We start from the raw sequence: 24,468 nt of genomic DNA, 5'->3' as shown, positions 1-24,468 counted from the left end.
CTAAATTCAAAATATTATCGCTGTCAATAAATTACTTCTTGGAAATTGTTGCTGAATTCACTTTGATTTTCAAAGTATCTATGCGGTGGTCCTGCTTGGCCACTACGGTAAAGGTAAAGGGTCCATAGGTGACTGATTCACCTTTATTGGGTATATTTTCGGCCAAGGATATCACCAATCCGGAGAGGGTTTCGAACTCTCCATATGGTAGTTCCCAATTATATTTATCATTCAAATAATCTATCTCATGTCTAGCGCTCATGAGGTATTCGTAGTCGGAAATCTTCTGCTCCACCAAATCATCATTGTCATATTCATCCTGGATCTCTCCAAAAATCTCTTCAATGATGTCCTCCATGGACACTATCCCACTCGTCCCTCCAAATTCATCCACTACCAATGCCAAGCTTTTGCGCTCTTGGATAAACTGTACCAACAGCTCATTGGCCAAAGCGGATTCCGGTACGATGATGATCGGTGTCAGGATATCCTCTATCGTCTTTGGCTTTTTGAATAATTCCAATTGATGGCAATAGCCAATCACATCATCTATAGTCTCTCTGTAAACGATGATTTTGGAATGTCCACTTTCGGCAAACACCTCTTTGAGTTCAGCGATACTCTCTTCGATCTCCACTGCAGCGATATCCGTACGCGGCACCATGCATTCCCTTACCCGAATGGTTTTGAATTCTACAGCATTGTCAAAAATCTTGGAATCCACCTCCACCTTCACATCTTCCCCTGCATGGTGCAGGTTGTTTTGTATGAAACTGTTCAAGTCTGTCACCTTGAATACAGGTTTGTCTTCGCTGTACTCCAAGCGCAACACATGGATAATGAAAAACCTAGACAATCCAACCACAAACCAAACCACCGGATACATGATAAAGTAAATAATCAGAAATGGCACAGAAAGGCCGGCAAGTAGGCTGTTGGGATTGAGCAAGAAAATGCTTTTCGGGATAAATTCCGCTGTGATCAGTACCAGGATGGTAGAAAGCACCGTTTGGATCAGCATCACACTCGCTTGGTTGTTCAAATCATCAGGGACCCATCCCTTGATCCAAGGCTCAAGTAAGCTGGCCATAAAGATCCCGTAAAGCACAAGCGCAATAGTATTTCCAATCAAGGTAGTTCCGATAAATTGACCGGGCTTTTTGACGAATCCTGAAAGAATCTTTCCAGATAAGACTCCTTGTTTGTTTTGAAGTTCTATTTGAAGTTTGTTTGCAGAAATAAAAGCGATCTCAATCCCAGAAAAAAGGGCAGAAAAAATCAGGGTGATCAATACATACGTAAAATACTGATATTCCATTATTTCCTTTTCATTGTTTTCTTGGCTTTTGATTGAGCTTCTTGTTCTTTTTCTTCAAATATAGCAGCGTTTTTTCGGTATCTATACCAAAACAAAAAAACAACTGCCAACATAAAGACAGGGTACGACATCGTAAGACCAGTTGTGATAGTCAAATGTGTCCCTATAATCACCAAAGCCGCTGACAAAGATAAAAGAATAATATCTAGCAATTTCATAATTTTAATTTCTCTCTCCCGGAATAATTGTCCTGCTGTCTATGACAGAAGTGATTTCATAATCGCTGAAAGACTCATCAGCTACCATCCCCGTACCTTTGATCAATCGCTGTGGGTCCTGGATGGTCACGAACTTATCCGTATATATTTTCTTGGTAGTAGGATTCCAAAACAATTCCTCTGATGCAAGTTTCTGTTGTTTTTCCATGTTTTCGACCTGCACATCCCCTTCACCACGATAGACATCCTCTTTTCTGATATAATAGCCCCGGTCTGCTACGATCGTCGTCGTCAGCTCCCCTTGGTCATTGTAAAAGAAAATCTCTATGCCATCAGGAAACTCGTAATCCCCATTCGAGAACTCCAGCTGCTTCTTGGCTTTCAGATTGATCTTGATCCTGGTACTGTCCGAATGGAAAAGATCTATATCATGTCCGATTCCGGTGGGACCTAGATACGATTCCAAAAAGCTTGTATCAACCTCTTCTTTACAGGAACTTAAAGCTACTGTGAAGACCACCAAAATACAGATAAGAATTCTTGACATGATGCAAATATACGTAAAGCATACAAACAGAAAAAAGGCGGTTGATCAACCGCCTTTTCCAAATTTCTATTTTATGGATTTTAATCTCTAGTCGCCAAAGTTACAGTCTCACCAATCCAACATCCTGTATTGATTGATTCACCTGCCTGCTTACCTTCAGTAAACAACTCTTCTTTTGATGGGAACCTAGATTTGGCCTGTGCCATACCTGAAGAATCACCAGCTTTTTGGTATGCGTTGTATGCAGCAATGTAGATAGAGTAATCTTTTGCCCTACTTTCGCCTCCTCTACAATCGCTTGAAGACCCCATATAAAGTTGGGCGACCATCAACCAAGCATCCTTCGCTTTTTCAGAATCAAGTTTGGCAGCTTCCAATGCAGCTGACCTTGCCGCACTTTTCTTTCCTGTCTGTGCATGTACCTTAGCCAAATCCAAGTGTACTTCAGCCCTTTGCTTGTCGTTCTCGGCAAGGGTCAACGCTTTTTCCAATACTGGTTGCGCTTTGTCATATTCCCTGCTTTGGATATATTTCATCCCCCTTACTTGTGAGGTTGAGAATGTCGGGTTTTTGGAATCCACTATTTCCAATGCCAAAGAAAACGCTTCTGTTCCCAAGCATTTGTATTGGACAGAATACTTGAAGATTTGGTTCGCCAAAACTTCATCTGTCATATCAGCTTTTAACTTTTTACCAAGAGTATTTTCGATAAAATCACAATCTATCAATTCCATCGCTACAATCAATTGGTCCCTGGTACTATATGCCAAAGAAACGTTCACACCATCAGCCTCTGCCTTTTCTACATATGATGTGATCTCATCGTATTTATCTATTAATTCCACTTTTGAATATGCTTTATTATAGGCATAATTTCTGTAGACTAAATCAAAATAGGCCTGCAACAATTGAGGAGAACCAAAATTTCCATTAACTTCAATTACCCTTTCAAATGCATCTATCGCAACAGGAATTTTTGTTTTATTGGATTTGTAGTTTAAATAGGCATAATAAGCCATATTTTCAACCCACTTAGATTCATTATCATACTTTTCCTTCCTAAGATCATACACAGTTAGGACAGAATCTTGATAGACAACTTTCTGTGCTTCATCCGAAACCTTATCAGCAGCACCATGGTATACTTTTACCCCATTGATATAGAGAGATTCATTGAGGTCCGGGGCATTTACCAATAACCAATTCAACGGCTTGGTTGCTTCCACAAACTGTTCTGAGTTCATATAATCTACATAGGAAGCATTATATTCCCTTGCTTTTTTTTCCATCTGCTCATCAGATGGCCAATTCCAACCGTCTTGCGCTTGAACCAATCCTGCCACCATGAAGGCCACTACTCCGGTTAATACAAATTTAAGTTTCATAGGTGTTTTGTTTATTCAAATGATCGTTTATAAAACCACGTTCCATCGTTGAGAGAGAATCCTAAACTAAAGTTTACATAATTCTCTCTAATCAGTCCATTATCTGTCGATCCTCTTGTTCCGACCTTAATGGCGACATTAACCATAGACAGGGAGTTCACTGGTAGCGATCCTCCAAAATTGATGCCAAGATCTGTCACATTTGTCTGGTTAACTATATATGGCGTTTGTTGATATTCCAAACCCATTCGGTAAGTCGTTCTTTTCAATAGGTTGTCTTGGGCATAAATATCAGGGGTAAACTGTCCCCCTAAGCCGACTTTAAAGCTATTTCCAAGCTCACCAGATTCTCCCAAAAAGGATCTGTATTTACTAAAATCTTGAAACTGTGCTTCTAGTCCAACTACAAATTTATTGATTTTTTCGAAAGTAATACCATAACCATGTTTATCAGGCAGAAAAACATTTCCCCTATCATTATCATTGATCACGTCACCTGGTGCACTCGGGTTACCTGCGTTGCCAATATCTGCTACCTTGGCAAATTGCTTTCCCCTAACATCCCCAAATTTATGGTAGATGGCTCCCAGGTGGACGTTGCTTCTTGCCCCTGTTTTGAAAAAATAATGAACCCCTCCCTTTACAGTCACATCAGCTACCGAAAATCTTTCATAGTATTCAGAAGTGCTTCCTACCTGAATCCCTGTTGTGTCTATCAAAGACAGCTGATTGGTTCGGATAGTGGATCCGAATAGGTAAGATCCATGAAGGCCAATACTGAGGTTTTTGGCGACCATAATCCCAGTCGATAGATATGCCTCCGTAATCCCCCCATCACCTACGACATTATTGAAAGAGGTCAAATGGGAATTTGCCACTTCTCCACTGGCTATAATATTGTAATTGACCGAACTGATTTGGTTCATTCCCATCCCAAAGGTAACTCTTCCGGGTTTGAATGGTAGGGACAATGCCAAATAAGACAATCCTCCTCCATCTATGCTCTCGCTCTGGGAACTTGTCGCCGCATCAGCCCTTCTATAGTTCATTGCAGCTTGGAAGTTGAACACTGTATTCCTCGTCGAAAGTGCAGGATTGACATTGTTTACAGACCAACCGGTACCATAGCTGATCCCAAGACCACCCATAGCCTGATTTTGTGTAAGGCCACTGTAATTGAATTCCCCAAGACCAAGTGCACTGTAAGATGAGGCGCTCGATTGGGAAAAAGAATCTGTTAATATGAAAAAGGCACCTATGGCACCAATGAATCTCAGTCTATTTTTTATTGACATTGTAAGTTAATATTCTATTCAATCCATACAGGACCAAATTGGGGATTACAAATATGTAGTCTTTTGTTAAGGTTTCAAAGAATTTTGAGTCTCCTCCACAAATAATGACCTTTAAATCTTGATGTTGATGCCGATAAGCTCTTATAAACCCTTCCATTTCGAAGAGTATTCCATGATATACGCCACTTTGAAGACCGTTTATTGTTCTGTCTCCAACCAAATTAATTTCTTTGTTGTCTGAAATTTCCACCAGCGGCAACCTTGCCGTTTGCTCATGCATTGATTTGAAACGCATGTTCATTCCCGGTGAAATTGCCCCTCCCAAATACTCATCCTTATTGTTGAGGAAATCATAGGTGATACAAGTCCCCAGGTCTATCGAAAGCATTGACCCTGAAGGAAACAATGCCCTGGCACCAATTACTGCTGCTTTTCTATCTACGCCCAAAGTATCTGGGGTAGCATATCTATTTTCGATCGGAACTGGCGTTTTTGCCGTCAGGTAGACGAAAGGGAATCCAAGGGCCTTCTTCAATTCTTCATCACTATACTTGACTGAACTGACAATACAATGGTCAAAACCAAGATTACCCACTCGCTCCAACAAGGTTTCCAGATTTTGGAAAACATGCTCGAAAACAATCTTATCATCCTCAAAAACGGCAGATTTGATTCTGGAATTTCCTATATCTACAATCAGGTTTTTCAAATAATCTCAAGAAGATGGTTTAAATTCATAAATTTTCAAAAACTAGTTTCGGCTAAATTAGTCATTTTCAATCTAGCGCTGATTTGAAAAGAATATTTTTAACTTTATCATCAGATATTTAACAAAAATTAACCCAATCACATGACACAACAATACCATTTGGTCGGCCTGATGTCAGGAACTTCCGGCGATGGACTTGACATAGCATATTGCCAATTTAACAGATCGGATGAATGGTCCTTCAAGATACAGGAAGCCGAAACCATCCCGTTTCCTGCAAAATTGGAAAAACAACTGCTCAATTCCCATCAGTTGCCAAGTTTGGAATTGAGCTTATTGGATGTTGAATTTGGTAAATGGATGGGAGAAGCAACCAAAAACTTTGTCTCCAAACACCAAATTAAGGTGCAGGCAATCGCTTCCCATGGCCATACGGTTTTTCACCAACCCCAAAAAGGCCTCAGCCTCCAAATCGGAAATGGTTGGGCAATGCATGTTGCTTCTGGCTTGCCGGTGATCAATGATTTCCGCATGCTTGATGTACAGTTCGGTGGACAAGGCGCACCGCTTGTTCCTATCGGAGATAAATTACTATTTCAAGATTTTGATTATTGTATCAATCTTGGTGGCATTGCGAATATCAGCATGGAAGTCTCTGCCCAAAGGGAAGCTTTTGACATTTGTCCCTTCAACCTTCTAATGAACCATTATGCCAAAACAGTAGGCATGCCATATGACAGGGATGGCAAATTGGCAAAATCCGGCAAAATCATCCCTGGGATACTGGAAAAGCTAAATGCACATATCTACTATAAAATAAAGGGTGCAAAATCCCTGGGAAGGGAAGATTTGGATGGTTTTTTTGAGATTTTGGATGAAAATGAAGCTATTGACCCAATAGACAAATTGAGGACTATCATCGAGCATACTGTACTTCAAATCAAAAACACCATTCCTGAAGGACAGGGCAATCTTCTTCTCACAGGTGGAGGAGCCTTCAATACTTTTTTTGTAGATGAGCTGAAAATAGGCTTGGGTAACCGAATTACAATCCCTGAAGCCGATCCGACTTTGATCAATTTCAAAGAGGCATTGATTTTCGCCTTTTTGGGTGTGCTTCGAATAAGGAATGAGATCAATTGTTTGGCATCAGTCACTGGAGCCAATAGTGATAGTTGTGGCGGGATGGTTTTTGGGACAATTAAGGATGGTATCTAAACCCAAATTTTACAACTCGATTTAGTTCACGCAGAGACGCAAAGAAAATGATATGTTTTTTCGAGACTAATAAAACCAGCCCCCTGCATTTATCGGCAGTCAATTCAATAAAAACAGAAGATTCAGGTGCGGTAGCCTCCCAACCGGGACATAAGAAATCAGTGTAAATCCGCAAAATCAGCGTCATCTATGTGCTATAGAACGCTGATTAAACAGATTCAGCGGATGATCACGGATCAGAAAGACTATGTCTTCTGTGTTTAGCTGTGTTTGATTCATTTGTTTTTTGGGGAGCAAACATGAAGTTGTAGGTGCAATCTCCATAGGTTCGAACAATAAAAATCAGCGTAAATCCGCAAAATCAGCGTCATCTGTGTGCTATAGAACGCTGATTAAACAGATTCAGCGGATAATCACGGATCAGAAAGACTATGTCTTCTGTGTTTAGCTGTGTTTGATTCATTTGTTTTTTGGGGAGCAAACATGAAGTTGTAGGTGCAATCTCCATAGGTTCGAACAATAAAAAATCAGCGTAAATCCGCAAAATCAGCGTCATCTGTGTGCTATAGAACGCTGATTAAACAGATTCAGCAGATGATCACGGATCAGAAAAACCATGTCTTCTGTGCCCATCTGTAGTTGATCAAGTTATTTTTTAATTAAGAAATCATCTATACAATTTGCGGAAGGTTATAGCTATCTCCCAAATATTTCTATTTTTGTCCAAGATAAAAACCCCAAATAGTTAGAGATATGAAAGATTTACTCAAGAAATTTGAGAACAAGCAACCTGAGATTGTTTTTGAATGGAGCGATAGTGAAACTGAAGCCGAAGGCTGGGTAGTGATCAATTCACTCAGAGGAGGTGCAGCCGGAGGTGGTACCAGGATGAGAAAAGGACTGGACAAAAGAGAGGTAGAGTCACTTGCCAAAACCATGGAAGTAAAATTTACGGTATCAGGGCCAAATATCGGAGGTGCCAAATCAGGAATCAACTTTGATCCGAATGACCCCAGAAAGCCGGAGGTATTGAAGAGATGGTACAAGGCGGTCATGCCATTGCTCAAGAATTATTATGGAACAGGTGGAGACCTCAATGTGGATGAAATCCATGAAGTAATCCCCATCACGGAATCTTATGGCCTGTGGCATCCTCAAGAAGGGGTGGTCAATGGCCATTTCCATGCGACCGAACCTCAAAAAATCAGAAAAATAGGTCAATTACGCCAAGGTGTATCCAAAGTGTTGGAAGATCCGGACTACACTCCGAATGGTCCTAAAAAATACACCGTAGCAGATATGATCACAGGCTTTGGCGTAGCTGAGGCTGTGAGGCATTACTATAAGATATGGGGAGGGCAGCTCAAGGGAAAAAGGGCTGTAATCCAAGGATGGGGGAATGTAGGTGCAGCTGCTGCATGTTTTCTGGCAGTAGAAGGGGTGAAAATAGTGGGAATCATAGACCGGGAAGGCGGATTGATCAAAGAGGAAGGCTTCAGCCTGGATGAAGTAAGGGAACTTTTCATCAAAAGAGAAGGGAACAAGCTCGTTGCTGAAGACATGCTTTCATTTGAAGAAATCAACAGCAGAGTTTGGGACCTCCAATCGGAGATTTTTATTCCCGCAGCAGCCTCTCGCTTGGTCAACAAAGACCAAGCTGAAAGAATGGTAAAGGCGGGACTTGAGGTAATCTCCTGTGGTGCCAATGTGCCATTTTCAGATCCTGAGATTTTCTTTGGACCAACCGGAATGTGGGCTGATGAAAAAGTGTCTGTAATCCCAGACTTCATCGCAAACTGTGGCATGGCAAGGGTATTTGCCTACCTTATGTCCGACAAGGTGGAGATGACCGATGATGGGATTTTCAAAGATGTGAGCAAAACCATCTCAAAAGCATTGAAAAAGACCCATGAGGTCAATCCTGGAAAAATCCGAATTGCACAAGCCTCTTTTGAAATAGCGCTCAAGCAACTCGTATAACATATTCACCAATCATCAGCCGATAGCAAATATTTTTGAATTATTTACTATCGGCTGTTTCATTTTCGTTAGCGCTTTTCATTCAAAATAAGTAGTTTAGCAGGATAATTTCTTCTGGAATCGCAAATCCACATCATGAAGAAAATACTGTGATCTATTCAAATCTTTTGATATACCCTATAAAAACCATTGAATGAAGAGTTTTATTGCTGCATTTGTGCTGCTATCCGGAATTTTCTTTGTTTGTAACATCCCTATAGTCAATGCACAAGCAAATACGCAAACCGAACAATTAGACAGTGCTTCACAAGATGAACCGATTACCAGTGTGGCAGCACACATACATGACGAGTCTCAGGATGAACACCACCATGATGCCCCTGGTTGGTTGGTAATACCTTTTGTACTTTTACTTTTGATGATTGCTACCGGTCCATTGTTCTATGAGCACTTCTGGCATCACAATTACCCAAAAGTAGCCGTTGGACTTGCGGTTTTGGTAGTATTCTATTATCTCTTTATTTTGGGAAATGTCCATGGTCCAGTACACGCATTGGCTGAATATGTCCAGTTTATAGCGCTTTTAGCTTCTTTGTATATAGCTTCTGGAGGGATTTTGATTGAAATAGACAAAAAATCCACCCCTTTGGCCAATGTAAGCTTGCTGTTGGTCGGGGCTTTGATTTCAAATCTGATCGGTACTACTGGTGCATCCATGTTGCTCATCCGTCCCTTTATCAGACTGAACAAAGGAAATATACAGGCCTACCATATCATATTCTTCATCTTTATGGTGAGCAATGTTGGTGGATCTCTGACACCCATTGGCGATCCACCTCTTTTCCTTGGTTTCTTGAAGGGGATTCCATTCTTTTGGACTTTGGAGCATAACTGGCCTGCATGGGTCGTCGCCTTATCTTTCTTGGCTGTGGTATTTTATTTCATCGATCGAAAATATGGAAAAGCCCACGAGGATGAACTGGAAGAAATCACCTATACCAACACATTTGCACTGATTGGGGCAAAGAATTTTCTATGGCTAGCCGTTGTGATAGCATCCGTCTTTTTGGATCCAAATGTCATCGAGTGGGTTCCTGCCATTCATTATGATGGTCAGAAATTTTCATTTTTGAGAGAACTTATCATGCTCTCAGTCGCATATTTCTCCTATAGATTTGCGGATCAAAAAGCCATCAAGGGCAATGAGTTCAATTTCGAACCGATCAGGGAAGTCGCATTCATCTTTATTGGGATATTCGGCACCATGATGCCTGCTTTGGAATTGGTTGGGAATTTTGCCAAATCTCCGGAAGGGGCTCAATTGATCACACACAATACATTGTATTGGGGTACGGGAATTCTGTCTGGAGTACTGGACAATGCACCAACCTACCTGAATTTCCTTGCCGCAGCAATGGCCTCTCAAGGAGCCGAAATCAGTAATGTAGCCATGGTAAAAGATTTTGCAATGAACAATTATGATGATTCTGCCTTTGAATTGATGGCAATATCCCTGGCGGCCGTATTCTTTGGTGCAATGACTTATATTGGCAATGGTCCGAACTTTATGGTAAAATCAATCGCTGAGCAGAGCGGAATCAAAATGCCTTCATTCTTTGGCTACATCATCAGGTTTTCAATCCCTATTTTACTTCCGGTATTGATCATCATTTGGCTGATATTCTTTGCTTTTGTGTAGTAAGGAGATTAGTGGATTGAGTTATTAACTTGAGTTCGATTGTTATCACAAAGTCAAAATCAATAAAAATATCCAGTTACAAGGCAAATTTTTGAGGGATAGCCCAAGCTATCGCTCAGAAATTTAACACAGTAAATGGGTGTTTTTATTGACTGAGCCGACTATTCGGTTTTAAACGGCAATCTACTTCACTTTTTCAATCCACAATATGCCAATAATACTTCACGCACCTTCTTTTCGTAGTTCTCACCATTTAAACCCGTTTTGACAAAATGAGAATAGTCGAACTCAGGTTATTAGTTAATTTGGGAAAAATTAATGATTCAGCCCACTAATTTTGTAACCGCCCAGATTTTTAGAAGTATCAAGAGAGCGAAATATGTAGGTCTTTAATGAATCAACTGATTGAATAAACTTGATGGTGGTTTTGAAAACAAGAAAATGTATAAAAAAATCACTTCCTCTTTTTATCTTTTGGCGGCTTGCAGGTTTTGCAAAAATCCTCATAATCGGTCAACTCCAACTTGACTGCCAAATGAAGCTTTTCCAGTTCGGCTCCATCCATCCCCAAACCTGAAACATCTCCGGCTTCACCGCTTCTTGCGACTAATTCTTCTTGAACATTGTCATACAGTGGCATAATAAAATTGATACTGGAAAATGCACCTTTATTTTCAAACAGCATTTTCCTGAATTTCCTTGCATACAGCTCTGTAAGGTCAAAATGATACCTTGCGAAGTTCAACAAACTGTTGGCCACATTTTCATTGGGAGCAATGATCAATGAAGCATTTGGGCTAAAAATCGCAGTTACTTTTGAATTAAAATTTTTCGTAAACAGAAATTCTGCGTTACTCATACTGACCAAAAAATCAACCTTCGAACCAGTCTGTATCAAATAACTATCTACTGTGGGATCTATCCTAGTTCTTTTTGATTGGAAATCAGAAAGCTCCAAAACAACCTCTGGAGACCATTCGATATTCTGCTGCGCAAATGGGACAACATTAAAACCGAAAACAAGGAAGAATAGAGTAAATAGGTGCTTCATATACTTTGGCGTTGATTAAGCCATAAATATATTCATAATCTTAAATAATCAGTTACTTATCTCTCCTTTTAAGCTCATGGAAATATGATCCAAAAATACCACCTTCTGTTTGCCATTCACTTCAAATTTACTCACCAGGTTTGTCTCTTCATCCACCAGTAACAACCCCACGGTGTTGGTTGTGTAAAAAGTGTTTGCTGAGCCGATCACAAATTCGATTTTACTTGGTTTTTTATTTTCAAAAAACTCGATTTTCAATGATTTCACTTTGCTTTTTTCCCCTTTTTTCAAAGAGTATACAACTTCATTTTCATCACTCACAACTTCGTATGCTTGTACCAAAGACAGTTTATTGATATCAGATTGTACAAAAAAATCCAACTCTTCCAGCCACTCTTCTTCTGTGGGTATCATCTCAACCCGTTCATTGGAAGAATCAAACTGTATTTCCTTGATTAGCTTTTTGCCATGGAGCAATGTTGCCTGCCCTTCGACAAACTCCTTCAATTGAAAATAAGGAGGGTCGAAACCCTCCTTATTGACTTCTTCGGATTGGCAGCCTGCCAAAACCGCCAAAATGAAAATACAGACTATTTTTATATTCATTATTTCAGTAAAATATTACCAGTCATTTCTGCAGGTATGGATATCCCCAACAAGGTCAAAATAGTAGGGGCCAAATCTCCCAATTTCCCATCGTTTACTTCCAACCTATCTTGGTCATCCACCATCACACAAGGCACCAAATTGGTCGTATGTGCTGTGTTTGGACTTCCATCTTCATTGACCATCACATCAGAATTGCCGTGATCGGCAATCACAATGGTCGTATACCCACTGGCCAATGCCTGTGTAATTACATCTTCGGCACATTTATCCACCGCCTCGCACGCTTTTACTGCTGCATCAAATACACCTGTATGGCCTACCATATCCGGGTTGGCAAAATTGAGACAGACAAAATCCACCTCTTTTTTCTTCAATTCCGGTTTGATTTTATTCGCGATTTCAAAAGCACTCATTTCAGGCTTCAAATCATAAGTCGCCACTTTCGGTGAAGGGCAGAGGATTCTGGATTCACCTTCAAATACTTTTTCCCTGCCGCCTGAGAAGAAAAATGTCACATGCGGATATTTCTCGGTCTCTGCTATCCTGATCTGCTTTTTGCCATTCTCTGCCAAGACTTCACCAAGTGTATTCTGGAGGTTGTCTTTTTCGAAAAGCACTTTCACACCCTTGAATGTCTCATCATAACTGGTGAACGTGATGTAATTCAAGTTCAATTTCTTCATTTTGTAATCCTCAAAATCCTTCTGGGTAAGGACTTGGGTGATTTCCCTTCCCCTATCTGTCCTGAAATTGAAGCAAATCACTACGTCACCTTCTTCAATCAATGCCAATGGCTTGCCTTGTGCATTTGCTTTGACAATCGGTCTGATAAACTCATCCGTCACACCATTTTCGTATGATTTTTTGATGGAAGTCAAGATGTTTTTTGACATTTCACCTTCTCCAAGTACCATGGCGTCATAGGCAAGCTTGACACGTTCCCATCGGTTATCCCGATCCATGGCATAATACCTTCCCACAACCGAAGCTATTTCCCCTACGGAATGGTCCAAATGTGCCTGAAGATCTTGGAGATAATTCAATCCACCCTTTGGATCTGTATCTCTACCATCTGTAAATGCATGGATAAATGCCTGGTCAAGCCCATTGGCTTTTGCCGCATCACAAAGACCTTTCAAGTGGTCTATATGCGCATGAACCCCTCCATCAGATACCAACCCGATAAAATGAACCTTCTTCCCAGTCTCTTTAGCATAGGCAAAAGCTTCTTTCAGTATTGGATTTTCATTCAAATCCCCCTCTTCCACGGCTTTGTTGACCTTTACCAAATCCTGATAGACAACTCGACCAGCACCAATATTCATATGGCCAACTTCAGAATTGCCCATTTGTCCTTCCGGAAGACCTACTGCAAGTCCAGAAGCCTCTAGTTTGGAATGAGGGTATTTTTCAAAAATACTATCTATAAAGGGAGTGTTTGCCTTGTCGATAGCTGAAACGCTGGGATTAGGGGCGATTCCCCATCCATCCAAAATCATCAGTATAACTTTCTTCTTCATCTTGCAAATATAGGTTTAACTCATTTCATTTGTCCGCAAAAATGGATATTCTTCCCTAGCATTTCAATAATGTGAAGAGAAATTTTGGCTTACCCCCCAAAATCATAACAATAACAAGATTGATTTAACAGATTTCAAGAGATTTAAAATTGCAGTTGATTTAATTGCATTGTTAGTACATTTTGGCTTAGAATTTGTTTTTCGGAGAATATGAAAAAATTATTGCCCTTCATATTTTGCCTGTTGACCATAGGTACGCTTTCGCTTATTACAATTGCCGCCAGCAGTGAAAATGAAGTGATATTTACATCTTTCAAGAATGGGTCTAGCAGGGAATTGGCAAGATTTTTTGACAACGGCATAGAACTCAATATCAATGGATACCAAGGCGAATACTCCAAAAACCAAGCTGAATTGGTCATAAGGGACTTTTTCAAAAAGTATCCGCCCGAAAATTTTGAAATAATCCATGAAGGATTCTCTGGAGAACAGATCAAACATTATATAGGAACCTACACTTCCCTGGGAGAATCTTATAGGATATTATTAAGGGGTAAACTTCAGCAAGAAGAATATAGGATTTACAGTTTAGAGATTATCAAGTATTGATTTTAGGTTAAAACTTCTTTTAATTTCCTATTTTTGGGATGTGAAAAATCTACCCTATCTGACCGAGTCGAATATCCGACAATTTATAGAACAAGCACTTTTAGAAGATGTAGGCCCTGGGGATTATTCCTCTTTATCTTCCATTCCTGCCCAGCAGCAAGGCCAAGCGCAACTACTGGTCAAAGAAGATGGTATTTTGGCAGGCTTGGTTTTGGCAGAAAAAATATTCCACCAATTCGACCCTACTTTGAAAGTTGAAATACTGAAGGAAGATGGCACCTTGGTCAAAGCAGGTGATATAGGCCTGACAGTCAAAGGAGCTGCGACATCGATTTTGACAACGGAAAGGCTTGTGTTGAATTGCATGCAGCGCATGAGTGGCATTGCGACAAAAACGCATCAACTGAATAACCTGATCTCCCACACCAAGGCCAAATTGATGGACACCAGAAAAACTACACCAAACTTCCGGATGATGGAAAAATGGGCGGTCGTTTTGGGCGGTGGACTGAATCACAGATACGCACTATATGACATGGTCATGCTCAAGGACAACCATATAGATTTCGCCGGGGGAATAGAAAAAGCAATCCATTCGACAACAAAGTACCTCAAAGAAAACAAGCTAAAGCTTAAAATTGAGATTGAAACAAGAAATCTTGAGGAAGTGGCTGAAGTTCTCAGGGTAGGTGGAATTGATTACATCATGCTTGACAACATGGATTACGCCACGATGCGTGAAGCTGTGAAAATGGTCGGTGGAAGATATCCACTTGAAGCATCTGGCGGGATTACAGAATCGACCTTGAAGGATGTTGCCGAGTGTGGGGTGGACTTCATCTCTGTGGGAGCGCTGACACATCAGGTAAAAAGTATGGATATTAGCTTGAAAGCTTTTTGATAATTGGCTTAAAAGCTAAGTAAGGTTGATCGTATTTCGTTTTTCTTCATCATAATTTGATCGTATGTCATAGAAATAGTTGACACTTTTTCCATTGTTTTTACATCCATCTAATAACCATTCAATTGCCCCTTCAGGGCAAAATTGATCTCCTTTTCATCTCAACATAGGGTTAAAAACCCTATGTTTGTGTCAGGCGCTCTTTCAGGGCATGTGTCTTATGTCGTGTCTTTGCTTCTTTTCTCTTGCTTCTCGTCTTTTGCATCTTGATTCTTGCCTCTCCTCCAAACTAAAAAAAAGGCCTTCCAGAATTGAAAGGCCCTTTAATGGATGAAATATGGCTGTTTTTATTCTTTTGTTGCAAAATCAGGATAAGCACGCATGCTGTGTTCGTTGATATCCAAGCCCTCGACTTCTTCCCTTTCATCTACCCGGATGCCTACAGTACGTTTCATTGTAAAGAATATCAACCAGCTAGCTACAAAGCAGAAAGCACCAACAACTCCGATTCCGATCAACTGAGACCAAATCTGGCTCATCCCTGCCAAGTCACCAAAGAGGCCTACGGCTAGTGTACCCCAAATACCACCAATCAAATGGACGGATATAGCACCAACTGGATCATCAATTTTGATTCTGTCAAAAAAGACAACGGCGAATACCACAAGTGTACCCCCTATAAACCCAATAATCGCAGATTCGCCTACACTCATCAAATCAGCACCGGCAGTGATTCCGACCAAGCCAGCCAAAATCCCGTTGAGCACCATGGTGATATCATAGGTTTTGAATTTCAAATAAGAAGCTACCAAAGCGCCAAAAGCACCTGATGCTCCCGCAATAGCAGTTGTCACGAATACCAACGATACAGTCCCCGGATCAGCAGTCAATACAGAACCACCATTGAACCCAAACCATCCGAACCAAAGTAAAAACACACCTATGGTCGCCATCGGTATATTATGTCCAGGGATGGCATTCATCCCCTTTTCGGTGTATTTTCCAACTCTAGGGCCCAATAAATATGCCCCAACCAAAGCTCCCCAGCCTCCAACAGAATGGACAATTGTAGATCCAGCAAAGTCATAAAATGGAGTATCTAAGGTATCCAAAAATCCACCGCCCCATTTCCACATTCCAACTATTGGGTAGAAGATACCCACATATAGGATCGAAAAGAAGATAAACGGCCCAAGCTTGACACGCTCAGCAACAGCACCAGAAACAATCGTAGCAGCAGTAGCGGCAAACATCGCCTGGAAAATAAAATCCGTGAAAAAAGTATAGCCTTCATTGTAGGCAAAGGTATCCCAGCCTTCCGGAAGCGATATCCCAATACCCCCAAGTCCAAAGAAGCTTCCCACGAAATCATCTCCTGGATACATAAGGTTGAACCCAATAAAAGCATAGGTCAATAAGCCAATTGCTGGGATGATCGTGTTTTTAAAAAGGATATTGACAGTATTTTTCGCTCTGGTGAGCCCTGCTTCCAAGCTTGCGAAGCCAAGGTGCATGATGAAAACCAAAATGGTGGCTACCATCATCCAGAGGTTGTTTATGGTAAACATTTCTTGATTCATAGGTTTGTATAGATTAGGTTGAAATAGGTAATTAGGTATTTATTTTTTAATGGAAATAAATGGTTTGGCTTATAGGGCTTCTTCCCCTTTGTCGTCGTTTCTGATTCTATAAGCCTGTATCACATCTGAAATGAAGATTTTTCCATCTCCTATTTCTCCGGTCTTTCCTTCGGTGAGAATGCAATTGACCACCGAATCCACCAAATCCTCAGTAGTCACGATTTCAATTTTTGTTCTTGGAATATAAGACGGCTCAAATGCGACACCTCGGTAGGTCTGAGGTTTTGCATGTTCGAGACCCATTCCCTTTACATCATAAAAGGAAAGAAACTTCACCCCCAGACCTGCTACACATTTGTAGATATCCTGGAATTTGGATGTTCTAATGATTGCTTCTATTTTTTTCATTTTAGTCAAAGAATTAGTGGTTTTCTTGAATTCTGAATGCTAATGTAAAACAAAATTTACAGAAAAAACAAAACAGGTTTATTTTTGAGCCTATTTTCACATGATTCATGCATAAAAATTGATTTTTGGGTAAAATACAATTTAAAATTCTACAAAATTAACATCAATTTTGAATTTCATGGTTTCATACAAACCCTATATTATTTTCAATCCCTATTCATTTAAATTTTGAATGTGAAGGAGTTGGCTAAATCTAAAATTGATCTTTTTACCAGATCTATTTATATTTTTTGGGTAAATGACTTTGTATGAAAAATGAAAAAGGTAAATTTGAAGGTGTGAAATTTTAATCATCCTTTTAACATTATGCAAAACAAACCAACACTTTTGGTTCTGGCAGCCGGTATGGGCAGCAGATATGGTGGAAACAAACAGATTGACGGCTTTGGCCCCAATGGCGAGACAATATTGGAATACTCAATTTATGATGCCATCAGAGGTGGCTTTGGCAAAGTAGTCTTCATCGTAAGGGAAGAAATCCTGCAAGTAGCCAAAGAAAAGTTCCTCCCAAAAATAGAAGGCAAAATCGAAGTTGAATTTGTGCTTCAATCCCTGACCTCATTTGTCCCCGAAGAATTCCAAAACCCTGATCGTGTAAAACCATACGGAACTGCACATGCGGTCCTTTGTGCCAAAGATGCCATTTCGGAACCATTTGCAGTGATCAATGCCGATGATTTCTATGGAAAAGAAGCTTTTGAAGTATTGGGGAAATTCCTTACGAATGGAGTTCAACCAAATCTCCACGCGATGGTAGGTTATGCTATCCAAAACGTACTTTCAGAACATGGTACTGTAAGCCGTGGAGTTTGCACAATGAATGAATCCAATCAACTGATCGGTATGGTAGAAAGAACCTCTATCTCAAGGGAAAATGGAAAAATCATTGCAAATGGTGATGGAGAATCTATAGAAATACCTGAGGGAACCCCTGTATCCATGAATTTTTGGGGCTTTCACCATGCAGTATTCAACAATCTCCAAAAGATGTGGGAGGAATTCCTCCCTGCCAACAAAGAAAACATCAAGTCTGAATTCTTTATCCCCTTGGTAGCCAATACGCTCATCGAAAATGGCGAAGGCGCCGTAGAAGTACTTGAAGGAGGTAAAACTTGGTTTGGTGTCACTTACACAGAAGACAAGCCCGTGGTAATAGCTTCTCTAAAAAAACTCCACGATGACGGAGAATATCCCAAAAACCTTTGGGAATAGACCTGATTGGGTCAACACACAATCTGTATCACTCAAACATGGCGTTTTTCGGTTCAATAAAGAATTGATTGAGGAATCAATTATTAAAGAAACCGAACAAGCCACATCTTCGACGCTTAAATATCCAAGACCAACCGAAGACCTCAAAATCGGTAGAGAAAAAACAAAAAAAACACAAAACCAATGAAAAACATATTCTTCTACAGCCAAAGCATATTCAAGGACATTGCTTTGTTGGTATTACGTGCAGGCGCAGGGTTAATGATGGCTACACACGGCTGGGCCAAGCTGTCAGATTTCAGCGCCAATCTCCAGACTTTTCCCGACCTGATCGGTTTGGGATCGGCCGTATCACTCCAGTTAGTTATTTTTGCTGAGTTTTTCTGTGCGCTTTTTTTGGCTATCGGATTTCTTACCAGACTCTCTTTGATCCCGTTGATCATTACAATGTGCGTAGCAGCATTTATCGCACATGGTGGGGATCCGTTTTCGGTACAGGAAATGTCTCTACTTTACTTGACTGTTTTCGTCAGTCTGTTTTTGTTGGGACCGGGGAAATGGTCTGTAGATGGACAAATCAAAAAGAAAAAAAGCTATTGATCCCAAGTTGATACAACACCCTTATCAACCACAAAAAAGCTAGTCTGAGCATCTATGGCATTCAAAATAGCCTTAGATCGCTCAGGCCTGGCATCAGTGATAAAAAGTTGCCCAAACTTGTGCTCGGCAACCAGTTTTACGAGTTTTTCGATCCTGTGATCATCTAGTTTGTCGAATATATCATCCAATAACAGCACGGGCTTGACGCCTTTCATGGTATGGAAAATCTCAAACTGGGCAAGCTTTAATGCAATTACAAAAGATTTCTGTTGTCCCTGTGAACCAAACTTTTTGATCGGGTAACCATCGATTTCAAAAACAAAATCATCTTTGTGGATACCCATTGTCGTTCTTTTCAGGGCAAGATCCTTTTGGTGGTTTTGAACAAACTCCCTTTCAAAACTTGTAGAAAGGCAAGTAGTACTATATTGTATATCCACACCCTCCCTCATTCCCGATATATTGGCATAATGATCCAGCAACAACGGCTTGAAGCCTTCCAAAAACCGACTCCTCTCTTCTGAAATAAATCTGGACAATTGAATGATTTCCTGATCATAGGGTTCTAGCAGATTTTTATTGAACTTTCCCGAATCAGAAAACTGCTTCATCAGGGCATTCCTTTGCTTGAGAAAGTGCTGAAACCGGACCAATTTATCCAAATAGCCCTTGTCCAATTGACAGAGCATATTGTCAAAAAATCTCCTTCTTTCTTCGCTTCCATCTTTGATCAGCATGGTATCGTCAGGAGCAATCATCACCACAGGCAAGAGGCCAATATGATCACTCATTTTCTCAATGGCCTTTCCATTCTGGATCAATTGCTTCTTTTTACCTGCCTCAACGACACAGCGGATCTCAAGAACCTTGTCCTCCAAACAGAATTCTCCAAAAACAGTGAAAAAATCCGCATCATGTAGGATATTTTGGCTGTCTTGGACATTGATCGCACCCTTGGTAAGACACAGATAATGAATGGCATCGAGCAGATTGGTTTTGCCTGACCCATTGATTCCTACCAGACAATTTATCTCCTCAGAAAACTCCAACTTAGCCTTCTGGTAATTTTTAAATTGATTGAGTTGGAGATTTTTCAGGTACATTTTTAGAAACTGTAGGGTTTTTGACTATTTTCGCATTCGGACTTACAATTCAGCCCATTTGATTATATTTGAGTCCTAATTTAGCATATTTTACAATAAACGATATGGCAAAGAAGAGCACGGCTGCGAAGTCGAAAGCAAAATACTCCAAAGAAACATATGCTTTCTGGTACGAAAGTATGTTGTTAATGAGAAGGTTTGAAGAAAAAGCAGGCCAATTATATGGTCAGCAAAAAATAAGAGGATTTTGTCATTTATATATTGGTCAAGAAGCTTGTGCTTCCGGGGCGATAACCGCACTGGATAAAGATGACAAATGGATCACTGCATACAGAGACCACGCCCATCCACTGGGTCTTGGAACAGACCCTGGTGCTGTCATGGCGGAACTTTATGGAAAAGCTACCGGAACCACAAAAGGCAAGGGTGGATCCATGCACATTTTTGACAAAGAAAGAAATTTCATGGGAGGCCACGGAATCGTAGGTGCACAAGTGCCTATGGGTCTAGGAATCGGTTTTGCCGAAAAATACAGAGGCACCAAAAACCTATGTATTTGCCACATGGGTGATGGAGCAGTGAGACAAGGTGCTGTCCATGAAGCTTTCAATTTGGCTATGCTGTACAAAACCCCTGTGATTTTCGTCATCGAAAACAATGGTTATGCAATGGGTACCTCAGTAGCAAGGACTTCAAATGTGACTGAGCTGTACAAAATCGGTGAAGCTTATGACATGCCTTCTTTCCCAGTAGATGGAATGAATGTAGAAGCGATCCACGAAGCTGTAGCTGAAGCTGCCGAAAGAGCGAGAAAAGGCGATGGCCCGACTTTGTTGGAATTCAGGACTTACAGGTACAAAGGACATTCGATGTCAGATCCCCAAAAATACAGAACCCGTGAAGAGGTAGAGGAATACAAAGAGAGAGACCCTATCGCACAAGTAAAGGCGACGATCATTGACAACAGCATCTTGACGGAAGACGAAATCAAGGAAATCGACAAAAAAGTAAAGAAACAAGTCGACGATGCAGTCAAATTTGCTGAAGAATCACCTTGGCCTGACGGACAAGATGCTTTCAAAGACATCTATATGCAAGAAGATTATCCGTTTGTAATGGAATAATCACCCTTGCAATTCAAAAAGCCCTTGGGAAAATTTCCCAAGGGCTTTTTTGTTAACAACTGATTTGGCACCGTTGCTTCTTGATAATAGCTATAGACAAAAGTACTTCATCAGTCTAATTTATGACATTTCCCCTTTTTTTACTCACAGATTATTAGGTATTGGGGCAATGGCTTTGCATTTGAATTAAAGAAATATATCTTTGCGCCAATAATTTTAATAGAATGGCTAAGAAAGAAACAAAAAATAGCGAAGTAGATTACGAATTACTGGAAAACCCAGAAGTAATTGCAAGTAGATTGGAAAGGGGAGAGAATTTTGTCAGACAAAACTCTAAACTCTTCGGAGGGATCTTGATTGCTGCTGTGATTGTCATAGCGGGCATCTTGTTTTTGCAAATCAACAAGCAAAACCAAAATGAAAAAGCCCAGGCAGAAATGTTCCAAGCCGTATATTACTTCGAGCAAAACCAAACTGACTTAGCTTTGAACGGTGATGGTACAAACACTGGTTTTTTGAAGATCGCTGACCAATACTCTGGAACTGATGCCGCCAATCTTTCAAATTTTTACATCGGATCAATATACCTGTCTGAAGGCCAATTTGAGAAGGCTGTAGACCATCTGAAAAAATTCTCAGCAGATGACTACTTTGTACAAGCCAAAGCATATTCCTTGTTGGGGGATGCCTATCTGGAACTTGGCAACACCAAGGAAGCAATCTCTGCATACAAAAAAGCTTCAACTGAAAGTGAAAACAAATTCTTCACACCAAGATATTTGAACAAACTGGCAATCGCTTATGAAGAAGCCGGTGATATGGCCAATGCCATCAAAACTTACGAATTAATCGAAGAAAAATACTTCGAATCATACGAATTTACCAACGCACGAAAGCATAAAGCCCGCTTGGAAGGTCTTGCCTCTAAGTAATGCTTTATCTCGTAAATAGCATGAAGGAAGAGTAAGACCAGCTGGTCTTACTCTTTTTTTATTTATCCAAACCTAAAAAAAAATCATGGCAACTTCCCTGAAAAGCTTAAGTCAATATACTGACAAAAACCTACTTGATATCTCTGACAAAAAATTTGGCATCGTCGTATCTGAATGGAATGACCAAGTTACAGGCTCTTTGTACTCTGCCGCAGTGGAAACCCTCATGAAGCATGGCGCAAAAAAAGAAAATATCTACAAAAAAAATGTCCCTGGATCATTTGAATTGACCCTTGGCGCCCAATGGCTTGCTGAAATCGAAGAAATCGATGCTGTAATCTGCCTAGGGTGTGTAATCCAGGGAGAAACCCGTCATTTTGATTTTATCTGCGATGCCGTAGCACATGGAATCACCAATGTAGGGTTGAAATACAACAAACCTGTCATTTTTGGAGTTTTGACCCCCGATACCATGCAGCAAGCATTGGATAGATCTGGTGGAAAGCACGGAAACAAAGGTGACGAAGCAGCCATTACAGCTGTCAAGATGCTTGGATTTTAAGGAGAGAAAAGTTGTCAAGAGGCGAGAGTCGAGAAACGAGAAGCAAGAGAAAAATCTAAGAAGCGAGAAACGAACCAAGAGTGTGCTTTCTACGACTACGTCACCTCGACGGCAGGAGAGGTCTCGTCCCGATTATGGTCGAAGAAGTGGGAAAATGAAAAGTACATATAAATTTCAGTTCGAGATTTCTCCCCGCAATTCTGCGGGACAGGTCTCTACTCCTCCCTAAAGTGAGACAGGTTTTTAGGATTGAAATGAAAAACAATGGAAAAAGTGTCAACTAATTTCAGGACATGAAAAAAAATGCCGTAGGCATGACCGAAATATTAGACCGGCAATCTATTGCCGGGATTAAATATTAGAGAGAAATTATGAAGTGCCGTAGGCACGGACGATGTAGGACCTTACACAAAAAAGTATTTTGAATTAAAAAACAACCTCAAACCTAATACATACCATGAAAATAATGAAATTCGGGGGGACCTCTGTAGGCAGACCCGAAAGAATGCATCAAGTAAAAGAACTGATCACAAGAGACAATCAGAAAAAAATAGTAGTCCTTTCGGCACTGTCGGGAACTACCAATGCACTGGTAGGTATCGGTGATGCACTTGCCGAAGCCAACAAAGAGCTGGCAAAAGAACGGATTGACACTTTGCACAAGCACTATCTGGTTTTCTACAAAGAGCTTTTGAAAACAGAATCAGCGCAGAAAAAAGCGGAAAAAATCATCGCCGAACACTTTGAGTTTTTGAATATCATCTTGAAGATTTCTTTTAACGAAGCAATCAATAGAGATATCCTTGCACAAGGGGAGCTTCTGTCGACGAAGTTGTTTTATACTTTACTTCAGGAATTGGATGTGCCGGCAGTATTTTTACCTGCATTGGATTTCATGAGCATCGATGAGAACCATGAGCCGGAATTGAAGAAAATCTCAGAGAAGCTTAAAGGTATTCTTGGGAATTATGCTGAGGAGAGCATTTTCGTCACGCAAGGATATATCTGCAAAAACCACAGAAATGAAGTCGACAACCTCAAAAGAGGTGGTTCAGATTATTCTGCTTCCCTTATTGGAGCGGCGATCAATGCAGATGTAGTCGAAATCTGGACTGATATCGATGGTATGCACAACAATGATCCTAGGATCGTGGACAAGACAAGACCTATAGCCCAGTTGTCATTCGATGAAGCTGCGGAATTGGCTTACTTTGGTGCCAAAATTCTGCACCCTGCATCCATTTGGCCTGCACAGCAGTACAACATTGCCGTAAAGCTATTGAATACCATGGAGCCTGATGCTCCTGGCACTACAATCACTGCCAAGGAACAGGGGACAGGTGTTAAAGCATTGGCTGCCAAAGATGGCATCACTGCAATCAAGATCAAATCAAGCCGCATGCTATTGGCCTATGGTTTCTTGAGAAAGGTTTTTGAAGTATTTGAAAAATACAAAACTTCGATCGATATGATCACTACCTCCGAAGTAGCTGTTTCAGTTACTATCGATGACTTATCGCATCTTTCTGACATTGTGAGAGAACTAGAGGCTTACGGAGCAGTCGAAGTGGACCAAAACCAAGCGATTATTTCAGTGGTAGGTAACCTGATTGCCGAATCAAAAGGCAGTGTAGCCCAAATCATGAACTGCCTGACAGAATACCCCATCCGAATGGTTTCTTATGGAGGCAGCCGACACAATGTGTCTCTGCTAGTAGATGCCCAATTCAAAAATCCTGCATTGAAAAGCCTCAATGCTGGTCTTTTTGAATGGTAAATAAAGCTTGTGTTATTCTAATCCAGACCTTAAATATGTCTTGGGAATATC

At 40.6% G+C, this 24,468-nt stretch carries 23 protein-coding genes; 12 read left to right on the top strand and 11 right to left on the bottom strand.

Going from position 1 to position 24,468, the window contains the following annotated elements:
• Positions 1 to 31: 31 nt before the first annotated feature.
• The 5 genes from ACFSKL_RS09910 to ACFSKL_RS09890 all read right to left on the bottom strand — a co-directional run bounded on the left by ACFSKL_RS09910 (position 32) and on the right by ACFSKL_RS09890 (position 5,472).
• Complete coding sequence (locus ACFSKL_RS09910; RefSeq protein ID WP_376885834.1) at positions 32 to 1,318, bottom strand: hemolysin family protein; 1,287 nt, start codon at positions 1,316 to 1,318, stop codon at positions 32 to 34.
• A 222-nt stretch (positions 1,319 to 1,540) separates the two neighbouring features.
• The gene (lptC, locus tag ACFSKL_RS09905; protein WP_376885832.1) at positions 1,541 to 2,083 is read right to left on the bottom strand and encodes an LPS export ABC transporter periplasmic protein LptC; all 543 of its coding nucleotides are present in this window, start codon (positions 2,081 to 2,083) and stop codon (positions 1,541 to 1,543) included.
• Between the two features lie 80 nt (positions 2,084 to 2,163).
• Entirely contained in the window at positions 2,164 to 3,468 is a 1,305-nt protein-coding gene (locus ACFSKL_RS09900; RefSeq protein WP_376885829.1) for a hypothetical protein, read from the bottom strand.
• A gap of 11 nt (positions 3,469 to 3,479) precedes the next feature.
• On the bottom strand, positions 3,480 to 4,763 hold the full coding sequence (locus ACFSKL_RS09895; protein ID WP_376885827.1) for a hypothetical protein: 1,284 nt from the start codon (positions 4,761 to 4,763) through the stop codon (positions 3,480 to 3,482).
• Positions 4,747 to 5,472 (bottom strand): type III pantothenate kinase, encoded by a 726-nt coding sequence (locus tag ACFSKL_RS09890; protein WP_376885825.1) that lies wholly within the window; start codon positions 5,470 to 5,472, stop codon positions 4,747 to 4,749. Before ACFSKL_RS09890 ends, ACFSKL_RS09895 begins: the two co-directional genes overlap by 17 nt.
• 141 nt (positions 5,473 to 5,613) lie before the next feature.
• On the opposite strand from ACFSKL_RS09890, the gene ACFSKL_RS09885 reads away from it, so the two are divergent.
• The 3 genes from ACFSKL_RS09885 to ACFSKL_RS09875 all read left to right on the top strand — a co-directional run bounded on the left by ACFSKL_RS09885 (position 5,614) and on the right by ACFSKL_RS09875 (position 10,369).
• The gene (locus tag ACFSKL_RS09885) at positions 5,614 to 6,690 is read left to right on the top strand and encodes an anhydro-N-acetylmuramic acid kinase (RefSeq protein WP_376885823.1); all 1,077 of its coding nucleotides are present in this window, start codon (positions 5,614 to 5,616) and stop codon (positions 6,688 to 6,690) included.
• A 753-nt stretch (positions 6,691 to 7,443) separates the two neighbouring features.
• A complete protein-coding gene (locus ACFSKL_RS09880; RefSeq protein ID WP_376885820.1) occupies positions 7,444 to 8,670 on the top strand; it encodes a Glu/Leu/Phe/Val dehydrogenase dimerization domain-containing protein in 1,227 nt (408 codons plus the stop codon).
• 193 nt (positions 8,671 to 8,863) lie between these two features.
• Positions 8,864 to 10,369 (top strand): sodium:proton antiporter, encoded by a 1,506-nt coding sequence (locus ACFSKL_RS09875; RefSeq protein WP_376885818.1) that lies wholly within the window; start codon positions 8,864 to 8,866, stop codon positions 10,367 to 10,369.
• Between the two features lie 454 nt (positions 10,370 to 10,823).
• On the opposite strand, the gene ACFSKL_RS09870 is transcribed toward ACFSKL_RS09875, so the two are convergent.
• Genes ACFSKL_RS09870 through gpmI form a run of 3 tightly spaced genes read right to left on the bottom strand, consistent with a single transcriptional unit; the run spans position 10,824 to position 13,549 of the window.
• Complete coding sequence (locus ACFSKL_RS09870; protein ID WP_376885816.1) at positions 10,824 to 11,420, bottom strand: hypothetical protein; 597 nt, start codon at positions 11,418 to 11,420, stop codon at positions 10,824 to 10,826.
• 48 nt (positions 11,421 to 11,468) lie between these two features.
• Complete coding sequence (locus ACFSKL_RS09865) at positions 11,469 to 12,026, bottom strand: hypothetical protein (RefSeq protein ID WP_376885814.1); 558 nt, start codon at positions 12,024 to 12,026, stop codon at positions 11,469 to 11,471.
• Entirely contained in the window at positions 12,026 to 13,549 is a 1,524-nt protein-coding gene (gene gpmI, locus ACFSKL_RS09860; RefSeq protein WP_376885812.1) for a 2,3-bisphosphoglycerate-independent phosphoglycerate mutase, read from the bottom strand. The genes ACFSKL_RS09865 and gpmI overlap by 1 nt, the downstream gene beginning before the upstream one ends.
• Before the next feature lie 210 nt (positions 13,550 to 13,759).
• Between gpmI and ACFSKL_RS09855 the strand changes: the two genes are divergently transcribed.
• On the top strand, positions 13,760 to 14,158 hold the full coding sequence (locus ACFSKL_RS09855; RefSeq protein WP_376885810.1) for a DUF4783 domain-containing protein: 399 nt from the start codon (positions 13,760 to 13,762) through the stop codon (positions 14,156 to 14,158).
• 40 nt (positions 14,159 to 14,198) lie between these two features.
• Positions 14,199 to 15,059: a carboxylating nicotinate-nucleotide diphosphorylase gene (gene nadC, locus ACFSKL_RS09850; RefSeq protein ID WP_376885808.1), complete on the top strand. Its 861-nt coding sequence runs from the start codon at positions 14,199 to 14,201 to the stop codon at positions 15,057 to 15,059.
• Between the two features lie 347 nt (positions 15,060 to 15,406).
• Here the strand turns inward: nadC and ACFSKL_RS09845 are convergent, their stop codons facing one another.
• Both ACFSKL_RS09845 and ACFSKL_RS09840 read right to left on the bottom strand, forming a co-directional pair.
• Complete coding sequence (locus tag ACFSKL_RS09845) at positions 15,407 to 16,639, bottom strand: ammonium transporter (RefSeq protein ID WP_376885806.1); 1,233 nt, start codon at positions 16,637 to 16,639, stop codon at positions 15,407 to 15,409.
• Between the two features lie 69 nt (positions 16,640 to 16,708).
• Complete coding sequence (locus ACFSKL_RS09840) at positions 16,709 to 17,047, bottom strand: P-II family nitrogen regulator (RefSeq protein WP_376885805.1); 339 nt, start codon at positions 17,045 to 17,047, stop codon at positions 16,709 to 16,711.
• A gap of 366 nt (positions 17,048 to 17,413) precedes the next feature.
• On the opposite strand from ACFSKL_RS09840, the gene ACFSKL_RS09835 reads away from it, so the two are divergent.
• The 3 genes from ACFSKL_RS09835 to ACFSKL_RS09825 are packed head-to-tail and all read left to right on the top strand — an operon-like array spanning position 17,414 to position 18,919.
• Positions 17,414 to 18,319, top strand: coding sequence for a nucleotidyltransferase family protein (locus tag ACFSKL_RS09835; protein WP_376885803.1), 906 nt, complete (start codon positions 17,414 to 17,416; stop codon positions 18,317 to 18,319).
• Positions 18,285 to 18,506 carry a hypothetical protein gene (locus tag ACFSKL_RS09830; protein WP_376886033.1) on the top strand — a complete coding sequence of 74 codons (222 nt, stop codon included), beginning with the start codon at positions 18,285 to 18,287 and terminating at the stop codon, positions 18,504 to 18,506. The genes ACFSKL_RS09835 and ACFSKL_RS09830 overlap by 35 nt, the downstream gene beginning before the upstream one ends.
• Complete coding sequence (locus tag ACFSKL_RS09825; protein WP_376885801.1) at positions 18,503 to 18,919, top strand: DoxX family protein; 417 nt, start codon at positions 18,503 to 18,505, stop codon at positions 18,917 to 18,919. The genes ACFSKL_RS09830 and ACFSKL_RS09825 overlap by 4 nt, the downstream gene beginning before the upstream one ends.
• Here ACFSKL_RS09825 and recF read toward each other — a convergent pair.
• A complete protein-coding gene (gene recF / locus ACFSKL_RS09820) occupies positions 18,913 to 20,022 on the bottom strand; it encodes a DNA replication/repair protein RecF (RefSeq protein ID WP_376885800.1) in 1,110 nt (369 codons plus the stop codon). The two genes, ACFSKL_RS09825 and recF, sit on opposite strands and share 7 nt — an antisense overlap.
• 104 nt (positions 20,023 to 20,126) lie before the next feature.
• Between recF and pdhA the strand changes: the two genes are divergently transcribed.
• From pdhA to ACFSKL_RS09800, 4 genes are all read left to right on the top strand, one after another.
• A complete protein-coding gene (pdhA, locus tag ACFSKL_RS09815; RefSeq protein WP_376885798.1) occupies positions 20,127 to 21,146 on the top strand; it encodes a pyruvate dehydrogenase (acetyl-transferring) E1 component subunit alpha in 1,020 nt (339 codons plus the stop codon).
• A gap of 224 nt (positions 21,147 to 21,370) precedes the next feature.
• Positions 21,371 to 22,078, top strand: a complete 708-nt coding sequence (locus tag ACFSKL_RS09810; RefSeq protein WP_376885796.1) for a tetratricopeptide repeat protein — start codon at positions 21,371 to 21,373, stop codon at positions 22,076 to 22,078.
• 85 nt (positions 22,079 to 22,163) lie between these two features.
• A complete protein-coding gene (gene ribH / locus ACFSKL_RS09805) occupies positions 22,164 to 22,640 on the top strand; it encodes a 6,7-dimethyl-8-ribityllumazine synthase (protein ID WP_376885794.1) in 477 nt (158 codons plus the stop codon).
• Between the two features lie 457 nt (positions 22,641 to 23,097).
• A complete protein-coding gene (locus ACFSKL_RS09800) occupies positions 23,098 to 24,417 on the top strand; it encodes an aspartate kinase (RefSeq protein ID WP_376885792.1) in 1,320 nt (439 codons plus the stop codon).
• Positions 24,418 to 24,468: the final 51 nt, after the last annotated feature.

The organism is Belliella marina (assembly GCF_042682445.1).
Taxonomy (GTDB): Bacteria; Bacteroidota; Bacteroidia; order Cytophagales; family Cyclobacteriaceae; genus Belliella; species Belliella marina.
This window is presented reverse-complemented; position numbering and strand designations above follow the sequence as displayed.

Coding starts and splice junctions, on each gene's coding strand:
- ACFSKL_RS09835 (WP_376885803.1), top strand. CDS start 17,414: ATGCAAAACAAACCAACACTTTTGGTTCTGGCAGCCGGTATGGGCAGC.
- pdhA (WP_376885798.1), top strand. CDS start 20,127: ATGGCAAAGAAGAGCACGGCTGCGAAGTCGAAAGCAAAATACTCCAAA.
- ACFSKL_RS09895 (WP_376885827.1), bottom strand. CDS start 4,763: ATGTCAATAAAAAATAGACTGAGATTCATTGGTGCCATAGGTGCCTTT.
- ACFSKL_RS09825 (WP_376885801.1), top strand. CDS start 18,503: ATGAAAAACATATTCTTCTACAGCCAAAGCATATTCAAGGACATTGCT.
- ACFSKL_RS09900 (WP_376885829.1), bottom strand. CDS start 3,468: ATGAAACTTAAATTTGTATTAACCGGAGTAGTGGCCTTCATGGTGGCA.
- ACFSKL_RS09855 (WP_376885810.1), top strand. CDS start 13,760: ATGAAAAAATTATTGCCCTTCATATTTTGCCTGTTGACCATAGGTACG.
- ACFSKL_RS09865 (WP_376885814.1), bottom strand. CDS start 12,026: ATGAATATAAAAATAGTCTGTATTTTCATTTTGGCGGTTTTGGCAGGC.
- lptC (WP_376885832.1), bottom strand. CDS start 2,083: ATGTCAAGAATTCTTATCTGTATTTTGGTGGTCTTCACAGTAGCTTTA.
- ribH (WP_376885794.1), top strand. CDS start 22,164: ATGGCAACTTCCCTGAAAAGCTTAAGTCAATATACTGACAAAAACCTA.
- ACFSKL_RS09910 (WP_376885834.1), bottom strand. CDS start 1,318: ATGGAATATCAGTATTTTACGTATGTATTGATCACCCTGATTTTTTCT.
- ACFSKL_RS09810 (WP_376885796.1), top strand. CDS start 21,371: ATGGCTAAGAAAGAAACAAAAAATAGCGAAGTAGATTACGAATTACTG.
- gpmI (WP_376885812.1), bottom strand. CDS start 13,549: ATGAAGAAGAAAGTTATACTGATGATTTTGGATGGATGGGGAATCGCC.
- ACFSKL_RS09845 (WP_376885806.1), bottom strand. CDS start 16,639: ATGAATCAAGAAATGTTTACCATAAACAACCTCTGGATGATGGTAGCC.
- ACFSKL_RS09840 (WP_376885805.1), bottom strand. CDS start 17,047: ATGAAAAAAATAGAAGCAATCATTAGAACATCCAAATTCCAGGATATC.
- recF (WP_376885800.1), bottom strand. CDS start 20,022: ATGTACCTGAAAAATCTCCAACTCAATCAATTTAAAAATTACCAGAAG.
- ACFSKL_RS09800 (WP_376885792.1), top strand. CDS start 23,098: ATGAAAATAATGAAATTCGGGGGGACCTCTGTAGGCAGACCCGAAAGA.
- ACFSKL_RS09830 (WP_376886033.1), top strand. CDS start 18,285: ATGACGGAGAATATCCCAAAAACCTTTGGGAATAGACCTGATTGGGTC.
- ACFSKL_RS09870 (WP_376885816.1), bottom strand. CDS start 11,420: ATGAAGCACCTATTTACTCTATTCTTCCTTGTTTTCGGTTTTAATGTT.
- ACFSKL_RS09885 (WP_376885823.1), top strand. CDS start 5,614: ATGACACAACAATACCATTTGGTCGGCCTGATGTCAGGAACTTCCGGC.
- ACFSKL_RS09880 (WP_376885820.1), top strand. CDS start 7,444: ATGAAAGATTTACTCAAGAAATTTGAGAACAAGCAACCTGAGATTGTT.
- ACFSKL_RS09875 (WP_376885818.1), top strand. CDS start 8,864: ATGAAGAGTTTTATTGCTGCATTTGTGCTGCTATCCGGAATTTTCTTT.